Genomic DNA, 14,126 nt, shown 5'->3' with positions numbered 1-14,126 from the left:
CCCTGAATTTCGGGTACCTCGATTGCCCACCGGCCGCCGGAGCGCTGAGCTTCATGTCATTCTCCAATTTGCTCGATGAATTTCTTGGCAGTGATCTCGTTGTGGCGGGGAACGGGGACCGACTTTCCGTTGTCAATTCTGTGGACGCTGCGGTTGCTACCCTCGCGGACTAACTCCAGGGGGTAGCTGCGCCACGTCACCCCCGCTTGGCTCCGTGGCTGACTTCCGCGCCAGCGTGCCGGTGCAGGGTCAGGCTGTCCACTGTGCTGACCAGCATGAGGACAGCCATGGCTATGAAGGCCCCCTTGTAGGCCGCCACGTGGTCCGCCCCGAGCACATCCGTTGTCTCGAACAGCCTCAGGAACAAGGCCCCCACGGCGATACCTGCCGCAGCCGCCAACTGTACGAGCGTGGCGGAGATAGCGTTTGCCGAGGGCAGCTGCCCCGGGACGATATCGGCATACTGCACGGACGCGTAAGCGGAGAATCCGATGGATCGGAAGGCACCGCTGAGCAGCAACAGAGCGAAAATCAGGGGCTCGGGTGTTTGGGCATTAAGGAACGCACACAAGGCAAACGTCACGGCTGACGCGAACGATGCAAAGACGAGCACCGGCTTAAACCCGAAGCGCCTTATCAGGGGTGTGGTGGCCGGCTTGATCCCGATGTTGCCCACGAAGACTGCGGCGACCATAACCCCGGCCTTCAAGGGATCCCAGCCAAATCCATCCTGAAACATGAGAGGCAGCAGGAACGGAACCGAGCTGATGGTGAGCCGGTAAATGAATCCGCCCGTGGATGTCGCCCTGAAAGTCCTGGTGCCAAATACGCTGAGGTTGAACAGCGGAACCCTTGCTTTGCTCATCCACCAGACGGCGCCAGCCAGGGACACCACGCCGGCAGTCACCACCACACCAGCCAGCACATTGGATGCGTGTCCACCCAGCGTCTCCAGTCCCACCACAAGGGAACCCACGCCCAAGGTAGTCAGCAACAGGCCAAACCAGTCAAGTCGGCGGTTGGCATCAAATTGAGTCCGCGGAACCAACCTCAGTGCCGCAATGAAGGCAGCCAGGCCGAGGGGCACGTTAATGATGAAGATCCAGTGCCATGACAGGAAAGTGGTGAGCGCGCCGCCAACCATGGGAGCCAAAACGGGGGCAAGGAGGCCTGGCCATACCAAATAGGCGGTGGCGCGGAGAAGCTCGGATTTGGGCGTGCCCCGCAAAACGACCAGAGTGCCCACAGGAACCATCATGGCGCCGCCCACGCCCTGCGCCACCCGACTCAACGTCAGCATGGTCAAGTCGGTGCTTACTGCGCAGAAAAGGGAGGCAATAGTGAACACCGATATCGCCAGGCAGAATATCCTGCGGGCGCCGAACCGCTCGGCAAGCCAACTGCTCAACGGGATCCCCATAGCCACCGTCACTAAATAGGCGGTCATCGTGATGTTGATATCAGCAGGCGCCACCCGGAAATCGGCCGCAATGCTGGGGATGGCCGTGGTGAGGATAGTTCCGTCGAGAAACTCCATGAAGAACGTTGCCGCGACCAGCAGTGCCAGGCGCGGGCGCCAACTTGTTTCATTGGCCGCTTCGACGTCGGTGTTGCTCGGGTTTGTGCTCATGGCTCCGGTCCAAGTCTTGTCTGGTGGCCCGCAGCAGCAGGCGGGCGTGTTTGCTCGATCCTCGTGTTTGCTCGATCCTATAGAGACACCGTGGGAGCGTTCACAACATGACGCTTTTCAGCGCACAACCGCCCTTGAAGCACTACCCCCGTTAAACGTTTCCCAGTTGAGCGTTTCCCGCCAGCGCCCTACGCCGAGTGCGCGCTACCCCGCCTGGGCCAGGGCGAGCGGTAGCACGGCACCTACTCCGGACCGCCTGAGCGCCCTCGCCGCAACGGTCACTGTCCAGCGGCTGTCGATGAGGTCATCCACCAAGAGCACTGGCTGGTCACCAATGCCTGCCAGGGCCTGTGCCAGTTCCGGGCCGACGGCCAAACGGTCCCATACTCCCGCGAGCCTGTAAGCGCTGTTGCCGCCACGTGATCCTGTGGGACCACCGTGCTCTGGCTGCAGTTGACCCAGGTATGGCATCCGCCCTATGCCCGCGATTCCCTGCGCCAGGGAGTCCACAAGTTGTGGCTTGCTCCTTGAGGGAATGCTGACAACGGCTGCCGGGCGCCCCACCCCGCTCCAGGCAGTTCCACCGTCGGCCCCCGACCATTCGCGCAGCACCTGAACGCAGGCCTGCAGCATAGCGGGGTCCACGGCCCTATCGGGTGCTCCGGCGGCAAAGAGCTCGCGGAGCGCACCACCCCAACCCAGGTCTGTCAGCCTTGCCAGGACACGGCCTTCGGAAATGCTTTCGTCCGGCTTGATCTTGCCTTTGACTCCCACACCCAGCCTGTCCATCCCGCTGGGCCACTGGAGCCGCGGTTCCACGGCGATCCCGGCTCGACGAAGCGTCTGGCCTGCTGCATCAACCGCGGCAGCTGCGATGTCCACTGGGAACCAGCGTCCAGCACAGTTGTCACAACGGCCGCAAGGGGCGGCGGTCTCGTCGTCGAGCACCGAGGTGATGTATTCCATGCGACAACCTGCGGTGTCCTGGTAAATCACCATGGAATCCTGCTCATCCACCCGCGCTTCCGCAATACGCGCGTATCGCTCTGCATCGTAGCTCCATGACCGTCCGGTCGCCCGCCAACCGCCACCCACGCGTTCAACTGCCCCGTCAACGGCCAGGACCTTGAGGAGGAGTTCCAGAGGCGTGCGCCGAAGGTCCACGCGGGCTTCCAGCGCCACCGTGGACATGGCCGAATTCGCCTCACCAAGCACCCTCAAGACGGCGTCGGCCTTTTCTGCTGAGGGCATGGATGCGGTGGCAAAATACTGCCATATTTCGCGGTCCTCGGAGCCTGGAAGCAACAGGACGTCGGCGTTGGCGGCGCCTCGGCCAGCTCGGCCAACCTGTTGGTAATAGGCAACCGGCGAGGACGGCGCTCCGAGGTGAATCACGAACCCAAGGTCGGGTTTGTCGAATCCCATCCCTAATGCCGAGGTGGCCACAAGCGCCTTGACCTGGTTGTCCTTGAGGAGTTGCTCTGCCCGCTCCCGATCGGCAGGATCCGTGCGGCCGGTGTAGGACAAGACATTGTGTCCAGCCTCGGAAAGAAGCCGGGCAGTGTCCTCTGCGGCTGAGACGGTCAGCGTGTAAATGATTCCGCTGCCAGGGAGGTCCGCCAGGTGCGTCAGCAGCCAGCCCAGGCGATCACGGGAGTCGGACAAGTTGAGAACGCCGAGCCGCAGTGACTCGCGGCCCAGTGCACCCCGGATGGTCAACACTCCGTCTCCGAGTTGTTCCTCAATATCGTGAACCACACGGGAGTTGGCGGTAGCCGTGGTGGCCAGGACTGGAACCGACTCGGGCAGTTGGGCAATGAGATCCGCGATGCGCCGGTAATCGGGTCTGAAGTCGTGGCCCCAATCGGAGATGCAGTGGGCCTCATCAATAACGAGCAATCCGGTCCTCCGGATCAGCTCGGGCAACTGGTTCTCCCTGAACGAGGGATTGGTGAGGCGCTCGGGCGACACCAGGAGAACGTCTACCTGGTCAGCTGCCAACTGGGCCAGGACAGTATCCCACTCAAGCGCGTTGGCCGAGTTGATGGCCACTGCCCGGACTCCCGCCCGTGCGGCCGCTGCCACTTGGTCCCGCATCAGCGCGAGAAGAGGAGACACGATCAGCGTGGGACCCGCGCCCCGTTGGCGCAGCAACAATGAGGAGACGAAGTAGACGGCGGATTTTCCCCAACCCGTGCGTTGAACCACCAACGCACGGCGCCCGGCGTCCACCAATGCCTCTATGGCCTCGAACTGGCCGTCATGGAAGTCTGCTTCCGGATGCCCCACAAGCTCACGAAGACAAGCCAAAGCCTTCTGGCGGGTAGGGGATTCCACGGAAACAGCAGCATTTGGGGAGTTGTTGGCCATGGATCCAGTATTCCAGCAGCCCCTGACAGCCAGAACCGGTGGTCGCGGCTATGTGGAAAACTGCCCGTCACCGGACTGGCTTTCCACATAGCAGCTTCCCCGGTTCATGCTCAATTGCGCTGCCACAGTAGGATTGAGCCCGTGACTAGCGAGCAGAACAAGAACTTCGACCTCTCGGCTTCCTTCAAGGCGTACGACGTCCGGGGCATCGTGGGGGAATCCATCACGGCTGAAATCGTCGAGGCAGTCGGTGCTGCCTTCATCGACGTTCTGGGCCTTGAGGGTGAAACTGTCCTTGTTGGCGGAGACATGCGCCCGTCCTCGCCGGAGTTCAGCCAGGCCTTCGCGAACGGTGCTGCCAGGCGCGGCGCCAACGTCCAGTTGCTGGACCTGATCTCCACCGACGAGCTCTACTATGCCTGCGGTGCCCTGAACGCAGCCGGTGCCACATTCACCGCCAGCCACAACCCCGCCGAGTACAACGGCATCAAAATGGCCAAGGCCGGGGCTCAACCGATTTCCTCCGAGAGCGGCCTGAAGGAAATCCAGGCCCTCGCCGAGCAGTACCTGAACGAAGGCAGCATCCCCGCCGCGGCTACGCGCGGGCAGATCGGTGTTCGGGACGTGCTGAAGGACTACTCCGAATACCTGCGCCAGCTCGTGGACCTTTCCGGTTCCCGTCCGTTGAAGATCGTCGTGGACGCGGGCAACGGTATGGCCGGGCTGACCACCCCGGCGGTGCTCGGTAACAAACTCCTCCCGGCCCTGCCGTTCGAGATCATCCCGCTCTATTTCGAACTGGACGGCTCGTTCCCGAATCACCCGGCCAACCCGCTGGAACCGGAAAACCTCCGCGACCTCCAGGCGGCCGTGATCAAGCACGGCGCCGACATCGGCCTTGCCTTCGACGGCGACGCTGACCGCTGCTTCGTGATCGATGAAAAGGGCGAGCCCGTCTCGCCGTCGGCAATCACCGGCATGGTCGCGCGCAGGGAGATCGCCCGCGCCCAGGCTTCCGGGGAACAGGCCCCGGTGATCATCCACAACTTGCTCACCTCCAAGGCCGTTCCCGAACTCGTGGCCAAGGACGGCGGCCGGGCGGTCCGGACGCGCGTCGGGCACTCCTTCATCAAAGCCGTCATGGCCGAAGAAGGTGCCGTGTTCGGCGGGGAGCACTCTGCTCACTTCTACTTCCGGGATTTCTGGAACGCGGACACCGGAATGCTCGCCGCCATGCATGTCCTGGCAGCCCTGGGCGAGCAGGACGGTCCCCTCTCCGAACTCGGGCGTCAGTACGAGCCCTACGTTTCCTCCGGTGAAATCAACTCCGAGATCGACGACAAAGCAGGCGCGATCGAGCGGGTCCGCCTTGATTTCCAGAACGATGACGTCGAGATCGACCACATGGACGGCAGCACCTTCAGTGCCAAGGACGGCAGCTGGTGGTTCAACCTGCGCCCCTCCAACACCGAGCCCTTCCTCCGCTTGAACGCCGAAGCCAAAGACCTGCCCACCATGGAAAAAATCCGCGACCGCGTCCTGACTCTGGTCCGGGCATAGGGACCGGCAAACATGAGCGAGCAGCCCATCGACGACGCCGATTCCACCGGGACCGTCCAGGAGCGTGAACTCCGGGAGATTCTGGGTACTGCACTGGGAACTGCCCAGGAGCACATACTGCAGAACGGCGGCTTTCTCCCCTTTGGCATCACGCTTTCACATGAGGGTGAGGTGCGGATTGTCATGGTTTCTCCAGGAGAGCCGGACGAAGACGGTCACATTGACGCGGGGGCAATGTTGACGGACGTCGAGGAATTACTTCGCCAGGGACGGAACGATTACCGGGCCGTGGCCATCGCAAGTGATGTCGCGCTGCCCGAGCACGGCTCGGATGGCATCCACGGCACTGCCGAGCACCGGGATGGTGGGGTCATGGCAGCCGTCATCCCCTACGTCCACACCGCTGAAGGGTTCGACTTCGGCGCCCTTGAGCCTGACACCCACGAGCCCTCGCTCTGGGTGGACTAGACCTGACTACGTAGGCTGATCCCATGAAAATCAACGCGTTCGCAGATGTCAGCCTCCGCGCCGTTATGGTGTTGGCGTCCGCCCCTGAGGGCACCTTGCTGACAACCCAGGCTGTGGCCGACGCCGTGGGAACTCCGTACAACCACGTCAGCAAGGCCATGGTCCGATTGCGGAGCCTTGGATTGATTGATGTGGAACGAGGCCGCCTGGGTGGCTCGCGCCTTAATGAAGCGGGGAGACAAGCGACCGTTGGCCAACTCCTTCGCCACTTGGACAGCCGGCAGGATCCGGCGGAATGCCAGTCCCCCACCCATGACTGCCCCCTCATCACAGAGTGCGGTCTCCGTCACGCAATGAGTCGGGCCCGCGAAGCGTTCTATCGCGAGCTGGACACCGTCGTCATCTCATCCCTCCCTCATGCCCGGCAGATGAATCCGGTCTTCCAAACAATTGGCCTCCGGCCCGAATTCAGGTCCCCCGCAACCCTGCCCTGACCGGTCGTCCGAGCAGGCCTGCGCTTCGATTTGCACATCTTTTCTACAAGGAGTAGAAATTGAGATGTAAATATAGGCATTCGAAATGCTTGTATTGTGACGGTCCGAATGACCCAGCCGGGCCCCTACCTCAGGAGAACCATGCTCTCGGAAAAATCCCGCCCCATTATTGAAGCCACTCTTCCGCTGGTGGGCTCGCGTATTGGTGACATCACCGCCGATTTCTACACGCGTCTCTTTGCAGCGCACCCCGAGTTGCTCGATGGACTCTTCAGCCGCTCCAACCAGCGCTCGGGTGATCAGCAACAGGCACTCGCCGGGAGCATCGCCGCCTTCGCCACCCATCTGGTGAACAACCCGGGCACCCTCCCGGAAAAGGTCCTGGCCCGGATCGCCCACAAGCACGCCTCACTGGGCATCGCCGAAGAGCAGTACGGAGTGGTCTACGAGCATCTCTTCGCAGCAATCGCGGCCGACCTGTCAGACGTCATTACACCGGAAATCGCCGAGGCATGGACTGAGGTTTACTGGCTTATGGCAGACGCCCTGATCAAGCTCGAAAAGGACCTCTATGCCTCCCAGTCAAACAATAAAATGTGGATGCCCTGGCGCGTGGTTTCCAAGGTACCGGCTGGCAAGGACGCCATGACGTTCACCTTGGAACCTGCCGACGATACTCCGGTAACACCGGCCCTGGCCGGCCAGTATGTGAGCGTCAAGGTTGCCCTCCCTGACGGCTTGCGCCAAGTGCGGCAGTATTCATTGTCAGGCGACGCCGGCACCAGCCGAATCTTCACCACCAAGCTAAACGACGGTGGTGAGGTGTCCACCGCCCTGCATACCGCCGTCGAGCCTGGCGATGTACTCGAAATCTCCAACCCCTACGGCGAGATCACCCTCAAGGACGGCGAGGGGCCGGTTGTGCTCGCATCAGCGGGCATCGGGTGCACGCCGACGGCCTCGATCCTCCGTTCTCTGGCTGAGGCCGGCACCGATCGCCAGGTTCTTGTCCTGCATGCCGAACGCTCCATGGAAAGTTGGGCATTGAGCGGCCAAATGACTGCAGACGCCGCAAGCATTGACGCCGAACTACAGCTCTGGCTCGAGTCGCCGCAGCCCAGCAACGAAGTGCACCGCGCCAAGGCAGGCTTCATGTCCCTGAGGGAAGTCGACGTGCCGGCAGACGCTTCCCTGTACCTGTGCGGGCCGTTGCCCTTCATGAAGAAAATTCGTGACGAAGCAATCGAGGCCGGGATTCCGGCCACCCGGATCCACTACGAAGTTTTCGGCCCCGACGTGTGGCTCGGGAACTAAGGCAGAGCCGCAAACACTGCAAAAGCGCCAGAAGCACGACGGCGGCCCGCCACCTTTCATCCAAAAGGTGACGGGCCGTCATCGTTCACTTAAGAACGCCGTTGTTCCTAAGAGGTCTAGCCCAGACGGGTCTTCAGACCGTCCAGCTCCGACTGAAGTGCCGCCGGGAGCGACTCGCCGAAGTTGGCGAACCATTCCTCGATGGACGCCAGTTCTGTTGCCCATTCCTCGGGGTCGACACGAACAGCCGACTCAACCTCAGCCGGGGTCATGTCCAGGCCCTCGAGGTCGATGGATTCACCGGTCGGTACGAAACCGATCGGGGTTTCAACGGCGTCAGCCTTGCCTTCGAGGCGTTCGATGGCCCACTTGAGCACACGCGCGTTGTCTCCGAAGCCAGGCCAGGCGAAGCCGCCTTCAGTCGTGCGACGGAACCAGTTGACCAGGAAGATCTTGGGCAGACGCTCCGGGTTTGCCTTGGCGGACAGGTTTACCCAGTGGTTCAGGTAGTCACCTGCGTCGTAGCCGATGAACGGCAGCATTGCCATGGGATCGCGGCGGACAACACCGACGGCGCCAGCTGCAGCAGCCGTGGTTTCCGAGGAAAGCGTGGCACCCATGAAGATGCCGTTGGACCAGTCGCGGGCCTCGGTGACCAGCGGGATGGTGGTCTTGCGGCGGCCACCGAACAGGATCGCGGACAACTCCACGCCGTCCGGGCTGAAGTACTCTTCGGCCAACATGTCGATCTGGTCGATCGGCGTGCAGAAGCGGGAGTTGGGGTGTGCGGCCGGGGCGTCGGAGTCCGGAGTCCAGGACTCGCCGCGCCAGTCGGTCAGGTGCGCCGGAGTTTCCTCGGTCATACCTTCCCACCACACGCCGCCGTCATCGGTAAGCGCAACATTGGTGAAGATGCTGTTGCCCTTGGCAATGGCACGCATGGCGTTGGGGTTGGTGCCCCAACCGGTGCCTGGCGCGACGCCGAACAAGCCGGCCTCAGGGTTGACGGCGCGGAGCTCGCCTTCCTTGCCGAAACGCATCCAGGTGATGTCGTCACCGAGGGTCTCCACCTTCCAGCCCTTGATGGTGGGATCCAGCAGGGCGAGGTTGGTCTTGCCGCAAGCGGACGGGAAGGCAGCGGAGACGTAGTAAGTCTTCTGCTCCGGCGAGGTCAGCTTGAGGATGAGCATGTGCTCGGCCAGCCAGCCTTCGTCGCGAGCCATCACGGAGGCGATACGCAGTGCGTAGCACTTCTTGCCCAGCAGGGCGTTTCCGCCGTAGCCGGAACCGAAAGACCAGATGGAGCGCTCTTCGGGGAAGTGGACGATCCACTTGTCCGTGTTGCACGGCCACGCGACGTCGGCCTGGCCGGCTTCCAGCGGAGCGCCCAGCGAGTGGAGGGCCGGAACAAAGAATGCATCTGTTTGCGTGATGCGGTCCAGGACGTCCGTGCCAATGCGGGCCATGATGCGCATGGAAGCAACGACGTACGCGGAGTCGGTGATCTCAACGCCGAACTTCGGGTCCTCGGCATCCAGGTGACCCATCACGAACGGAATGACGTACATGGTGCGGCCGCGCATGGAGCCGGCGAACAGGCCGCGCAGCTTCTGCTTCATCTCGGCCGGGGCCATCCAGTTGTTGGTGAAGCCTGCGTCGCGCTCGTTCTCGGAGCAGATGAAGGTCTGCTCCTCTACGCGGGCAACGTCGGCCGGGTCAGAGAACGCCGCGAAGGAATTCGGGAACGTTTCCGGGTTCAGCCTCTTCAGGGTGCCGGCCTCGACGAGTTCGTCGGTCAGCTTCTTGTTCTCTGCTTCGCTGCCATCAACCCAGTGGATGCGGTCCGGCTGAGTCAGCTCGGCTACTTCCTCAACCCAGGCCAGCAGGCGTGCATGCGTAGTAGGTGCCTTCTCAAGCAGCGGCAGTCGCGCCAGATCGCCCATTGCGGTTCCCTTCCTCGGGTTCAGTGGTGTGTCCTAAACGATAGGGGTCCCGGACCAGACCAATCCCCTGTCAGACGTCAGATGTCCAGTGGGGACGAAACGAAAAACCCCTAGAATTCAAGGTTCCAGTTTCAGAGAAGCGCGATTTAAGTGAGGAAGGTCACATAGACCGGTCTAGTTGTCTAGATTACAGCTTTTCGATTTGGAACTTCACATGAACTTCTGTAAAGTTTATTGAGGTTCGAGGGGTCAGAGAAACAGACCGCCGAGAATCACACGAAATGCGCCCATAGCTCAGCTGGATAGAGCGTCTGTCTACGGAACAGAAGGTCAGGGGTTCGAATCCCTTTGGGCGCACAGATAAAGACCCGCACCGGTTCGCCGGTGCGGGTCTTTTGTTTTGCCCGTTTTGCCCGGGTTAGCCCAAGTACGTAGCAGCACTGCGCGTTTTGAGGGCTGAAAACGCGCTCACCTGCGACTTACTTGGGTGGCCGCAGCAGCAGGTGAGCCGCGCGCAGAAACGGACAGGGCCGCCGTCGTACTTTCGGAAAGTACGACGGCGGCCCTTGCCGTAAGTGCGGACGCTTACTCCCCCACAGCCTCGCTGATGCGGCGCCGGATGCCGTCGAAGTGACGGTTGAGAAGCTCGGCCGCCAGCACTTTGTCGCCCGCCGCAACGGCGGCATAGATGTTCCGATGGATGGCGGCTGTCTTGGCCAGGTCCTCATTACCGGCGCCGATCTCTACGTGGATCTTCCGGTACACCTTCCAGAAGACTCCCATCAGGTTGATCAGCAGCTCGTTGTTAAGGGGTTCGAATAGTCGGCGGTGGAACTCGGCGTCGGCGGCCACGAAGTTCTCGCCGGCGGCGGCGAGTTCCTCCATTTGCTTCACAGATTCCTCGATGGACGCGAGCTGCTCCTTGGTCATCACATCGATGGAGGAGGCGATAAGCCCGGACTCCAAGGCCTGCCGCACGTCCACCAGCTGCAAGGCTTCGAGTCCTTGGTGCCGGAGGGAAAGCCGGCCCCGGAACGTCAGGCCGTCAGCCAAAGCATCGAAATTGCTGGGAGCCACGAACATCCCGAAGCCATGGCGGATCTCGATCACACCCAGGGCCTGCAGCACTTTCAGGGACTCACGCAACGTATTGCGTCCTACACCGAGGGCAATTGAAAGTTCGCTCTCCGTGGGCAACGGGTCACCCGCCTCGAGCTCCCGCTCAAGGATGAGTTCCATAATGTCCGACTGCAATGCACGCAGCCGGGCCTGTGCACTGAACCGCGCTTGCGGAACGACACCGGAAGTTGTCATGGGCTCTCCTTGCCGATGCACTCCTCCCGCAGAGGCCAATGAACCTCGGATGCGAAGGAGTGCGGTGTTAATATTGAGGCGAGCTTAATGCCCACCGCAGAATGAGTGACTCGCAACATACAATATCGGATGTCCCACCTCCTTGATAGGTATATCTTCGGAATTCCTTGAGAATTCCGCATTCTGGCGCCCGGGCGGCGAGGAGCCCGCGAGGCTCCAGCTTCCCAGGCAGCCTCACCGTGATCCATCTCTCACTTGACGTCCCCTTGTGACCACACTTACAGTTTCAATACGAGCATCGGACGTCCTACATCCGATAACCCACGACAGTCGAATGGTGAGGCACCTTTATGAGCAAGACCATCAACAGCCTGCCGCTGGTCAATGACGCCAGCCGCCGCAATTTCCTCAAGCTGAGCGGCGCAGTTGGTGCAGCCGCCGCCTTCACGGCAACCCTTTCCGCGTGTGGCGGCGCTGCCAGCACCACCACGGGGAATGCAGCAAACACCGCGGTCGTGAACAAGGACCTCATCATCGAGGCAGGCATCTCCTACGCCCTCTCCACAGGCTTTGACCCGCTGAGCTCTTCGGGAGCCACACCGATGGCAGCCAACCTCCACATCTTCGAAGGCCTCATTGAGCTGCACCCGGCCACGCGCCAGCCCTACAACGCCCTGGCAGCGTCAGATCCAAAGAAAATCAACGACACCACCTATCAGGTGACCATCCGTGACGGCGCCAAATTCCATGACGGCTCCCCCGTCACCACCGAAGACGTGGCCTTTTCCTTTACCCGCGTCATGGACCCCGCGAACAAGTCGTTGTTCTCCCAATTCATCCCCTTCATTCAGGACGTCAAGCCTCTGGACGCCAAGACGGTGGAATTCACGCTCAAGTACGCCTTCCCGGGCTTCGGGCCGCGAATTTCGGTGGTCAAGGTGGTCCCCAAGGCACTCGCCAGCGATCTGAAGGCTTTCGACGCCAAGCCAATCGGCTCCGGTCCGTACAAACTGGTCTCCGCCGTCAAGGACGACAAGATCGTCTTCGAAGCGTTCGCAGACTACAACGGCCCCAAGCCGGCCCTGGCCAAGGGCATGACCTGGCTCCTTCTTTCGGACGCTGCGGCCCGTGTTACTGCCGTCCAATCCGGCCGCGTCCAGGCCATCGAGGACGTTCCGTACCTGGACGTCGACGGCCTGAAGTCCAAGGTCAAGGTGGAATCAGTCCAGTCCTTCGGCCTGCTGTTCCTCATGTTCAACTGCGCCAAGGCCCCGTTCGACAACAAACTCGTCCGCCAGGCATTGCACTATGGCATGGACAAGGAAGCCATCATCAAGAAGGCCCTGTTCGGCAACGCCAAGGCGGCCAGCTCCTACTTCCAGGAAGGCCACCCCGACTACGTCAAGGCCAAGAACGTCTACGGTTTTGACACGAAGAAGGCCGAAGACCTGCTCAAGCAGGCGGGCGTCAACAGCCTCGAGTTCGAACTCCTCACCACGGACACCGCGTGGGTCAAGGACGTTGCACCGCTGATCCTTGAGTCCTGGAACAAGATCCCAGGCGTCAAGGTAACGGTGAAGAGCCTCCAGTCCGGTGCCCTTTACAGCGACCGCGTGGGCAAGGGTGACTATACGGTGGTTGCGGCCCCGGGTGATCCTTCCGTATTCGGCAACGATGCGGATCTGCTGCTGAGCTGGTTCTACTCCGGTGCCACGTGGATGGAGAAGCGCGCCTTCTGGACCACTCCTGAACGCACCAAGCTGCAGGAACTCATGAACAAGGGGTCGCAGGCCTCTGGCGACGACGCCAAGAAGGTCGTGGCCGAAATCGTGGACATGGTCTCGGATGAGGTCCCCCTGTACCCCGTCCTTCACCGCCAGCTTCCCAGCGCCTGGGACGAGAAAAAGCTCAAGGGCTTCCAGCCGCTGCCCACCACCGGATTGTCGTTCATCGACGTCGGACGTACCGCCTAGAAACCTGAGTTGCGAGGCCTGCTTTGCGGCCTAAATCCCCAAAGTAGCGCGCAGAGCAGGCCCCACAACCAGCAGCACCCCCAACCAACCGGAGAACAAATTGGTCACCATATTGCGTCTGCTTGGCCGCAGGCTTGCAGCATTGCCATTGATGATCCTGGGCATTACGTTGCTCGTCTTCCTCGTCCTGCAGGCCGCCCCCGGCGACCAAGCCAGCTCCGCCCTCGGTGACGGTGCCAGCGAAGAAGCCAAGCAGCAGTACCGCCAGGAAAATGGTCTGAACGATGCCCTGATCCTGCAATACTTCCGTTTCCTGGGGAAGCTGCTGCAGTTCGATCTCGGTGTCACAACCCCGCCCGCAAAGTCAGTGGCATCCATGATCGGCTCTGCGTTCCCCCTGACGCTCCAGCTGACCTTTCTGGGCGTCATTATCGCAATTGTTCTGTCCCTGGCTTTCGGAATCCTCGGTGCCCTCTACCGCGACAAGTGGCAGGACCAGTTGATCCGGGTCTTCTCAATCGCCGCTATCGCCACGCCGTCGTTCTGGCTGGGCATCTTGCTCATCCAGTGGTTCGCACTCGGCGCCAGCCCGATGTTTCCCTCAGGCGGAATTGCGACGCCGGAATCCGGCTTTGGCGGTTGGCTGAACTCGATGGCCCTCCCGGCCCTGGCACTGGGCATCCCGGTATCGGCATCGCTGATCCGCGTGGTCCGGACCTCGATGGTGGAAGAGCTTGACCGCGACTACGTCCGTACAGCCATCGGCAACGGTGTCCCCTACCGCGAAGTGGTTTCCAAGAATGTTCTCCGCAACGCGCTCGTCACCCCTGTGACCGTGCTGGGACTCCGCGTGGGCTATCTGCTGGGTGGCGCCGTCGTGATTGAAATGATCTTCGCCCTGCCCGGCATGGGCCAGCTGATCCTCAATGGCATCACCAACCTGGACGTCAATCTGGTCCAGGGCGTGGTGCTCACCATCTCGGTCACCTTTGTTCTGGTGAACATCGTGGTTGACCTTCTCTACCTGCTCATCAACCCCCGAATCAGGACGGTATAGCTC

10 protein-coding genes and 1 tRNA gene are annotated in these 14,126 nt (G+C 61.5%); 7 read left to right on the top strand and 4 right to left on the bottom strand.

The features are described 5' to 3' along the window. Positions 1–196: 196 nt before the first annotated feature. A complete protein-coding gene (locus AB4Y87_RS12935; protein WP_442004740.1) occupies positions 197–1,630 on the bottom strand; it encodes an MFS transporter in 1,434 nt (477 codons plus the stop codon). A 204-nt stretch (positions 1,631–1,834) separates the two neighbouring features. Then, positions 1,835–4,000 (bottom strand): RecQ family ATP-dependent DNA helicase, encoded by a 2,166-nt coding sequence (locus AB4Y87_RS12930; protein WP_442004739.1) that lies wholly within the window; start codon positions 3,998–4,000, stop codon positions 1,835–1,837. A 141-nt stretch (positions 4,001–4,141) separates the two neighbouring features. Between AB4Y87_RS12930 and AB4Y87_RS12925 the strand changes: the two genes are divergently transcribed. The 4 genes from AB4Y87_RS12925 (at position 4,142) to AB4Y87_RS12910 (ending at position 7,836) form a co-directional block, all read left to right on the top strand. After that, complete coding sequence (locus AB4Y87_RS12925) at positions 4,142–5,560, top strand: phosphomannomutase/phosphoglucomutase (RefSeq protein ID WP_442004738.1); 1,419 nt, start codon at positions 4,142–4,144, stop codon at positions 5,558–5,560. A gap of 12 nt (positions 5,561–5,572) precedes the next feature. Continuing rightward, on the top strand, positions 5,573–6,028 hold the full coding sequence (locus AB4Y87_RS12920) for a hypothetical protein (protein WP_442004737.1): 456 nt from the start codon (positions 5,573–5,575) through the stop codon (positions 6,026–6,028). Between the two features lie 23 nt (positions 6,029–6,051). Next, on the top strand, positions 6,052–6,522 hold the full coding sequence (locus AB4Y87_RS12915; RefSeq protein ID WP_442004736.1) for an RrF2 family transcriptional regulator: 471 nt from the start codon (positions 6,052–6,054) through the stop codon (positions 6,520–6,522). A gap of 141 nt (positions 6,523–6,663) precedes the next feature. Next, positions 6,664–7,836 carry a globin domain-containing protein gene (locus tag AB4Y87_RS12910; RefSeq protein ID WP_442004735.1) on the top strand — a complete coding sequence of 391 codons (1,173 nt, stop codon included), beginning with the start codon at positions 6,664–6,666 and terminating at the stop codon, positions 7,834–7,836. A 116-nt stretch (positions 7,837–7,952) separates the two neighbouring features. Here AB4Y87_RS12910 and AB4Y87_RS12905 read toward each other — a convergent pair whose 3' ends face one another. Further along, positions 7,953–9,779, bottom strand: coding sequence for a phosphoenolpyruvate carboxykinase (GTP) (locus AB4Y87_RS12905; protein ID WP_442004734.1), 1,827 nt, complete (start codon positions 9,777–9,779; stop codon positions 7,953–7,955). 283 nt (positions 9,780–10,062) lie between these two features. On the opposite strand from AB4Y87_RS12905, the gene AB4Y87_RS12900 reads away from it, so the two are divergent. Then, positions 10,063–10,136 (top strand) — tRNA-Arg (locus AB4Y87_RS12900). A gap of 228 nt (positions 10,137–10,364) precedes the next feature. Here the strand turns inward: AB4Y87_RS12900 and AB4Y87_RS12895 are convergent. Continuing rightward, positions 10,365–11,093 (bottom strand): FadR/GntR family transcriptional regulator, encoded by a 729-nt coding sequence (locus AB4Y87_RS12895; protein ID WP_442004733.1) that lies wholly within the window; start codon positions 11,091–11,093, stop codon positions 10,365–10,367. Positions 11,094–11,443: 350 nt separating this feature from the next. Between AB4Y87_RS12895 and AB4Y87_RS12890 the strand changes: the two genes are divergently transcribed. Both AB4Y87_RS12890 and AB4Y87_RS12885 read left to right on the top strand, forming a co-directional pair. Continuing rightward, positions 11,444–13,066 (top strand): ABC transporter substrate-binding protein, encoded by a 1,623-nt coding sequence (locus tag AB4Y87_RS12890; protein WP_442004732.1) that lies wholly within the window; start codon positions 11,444–11,446, stop codon positions 13,064–13,066. A gap of 100 nt (positions 13,067–13,166) precedes the next feature. Next, on the top strand, positions 13,167–14,123 hold the full coding sequence (locus AB4Y87_RS12885) for an ABC transporter permease (RefSeq protein WP_442004731.1): 957 nt from the start codon (positions 13,167–13,169) through the stop codon (positions 14,121–14,123). The last annotated feature ends 3 nt before the right edge of the window (positions 14,124–14,126 follow it).

It is taken from the genome of Paenarthrobacter sp. RAF54_2, from assembly GCF_052113945.1.
GTDB lineage: Bacteria > Actinomycetota > Actinomycetes > Actinomycetales > Micrococcaceae > Arthrobacter.
Note: the sequence above shows the minus strand (reverse complement) of the source record. Positions and strands in the feature narration are given on the sequence as shown.

Excerpts from the sequence above, each read along its gene's own strand:
- AB4Y87_RS12895 (WP_442004733.1), bottom strand. The coding sequence starts at position 11,093 with ATGACAACTTCCGGTGTCGTTCCGCAAGCGCGGTTCAGTGCACAGGCC.
- AB4Y87_RS12935 (WP_442004740.1), bottom strand. The coding sequence starts at position 1,630 with ATGAGCACAAACCCGAGCAACACCGACGTCGAAGCGGCCAATGAAACA.
- AB4Y87_RS12890 (WP_442004732.1), top strand. The coding sequence starts at position 11,444 with ATGAGCAAGACCATCAACAGCCTGCCGCTGGTCAATGACGCCAGCCGC.
- AB4Y87_RS12920 (WP_442004737.1), top strand. The coding sequence starts at position 5,573 with ATGAGCGAGCAGCCCATCGACGACGCCGATTCCACCGGGACCGTCCAG.
- AB4Y87_RS12905 (WP_442004734.1), bottom strand. The coding sequence starts at position 9,779 with ATGGGCGATCTGGCGCGACTGCCGCTGCTTGAGAAGGCACCTACTACG.
- AB4Y87_RS12910 (WP_442004735.1), top strand. The coding sequence starts at position 6,664 with ATGCTCTCGGAAAAATCCCGCCCCATTATTGAAGCCACTCTTCCGCTG.
- AB4Y87_RS12915 (WP_442004736.1), top strand. The coding sequence starts at position 6,052 with ATGAAAATCAACGCGTTCGCAGATGTCAGCCTCCGCGCCGTTATGGTG.
- AB4Y87_RS12930 (WP_442004739.1), bottom strand. The coding sequence starts at position 4,000 with ATGGCCAACAACTCCCCAAATGCTGCTGTTTCCGTGGAATCCCCTACC.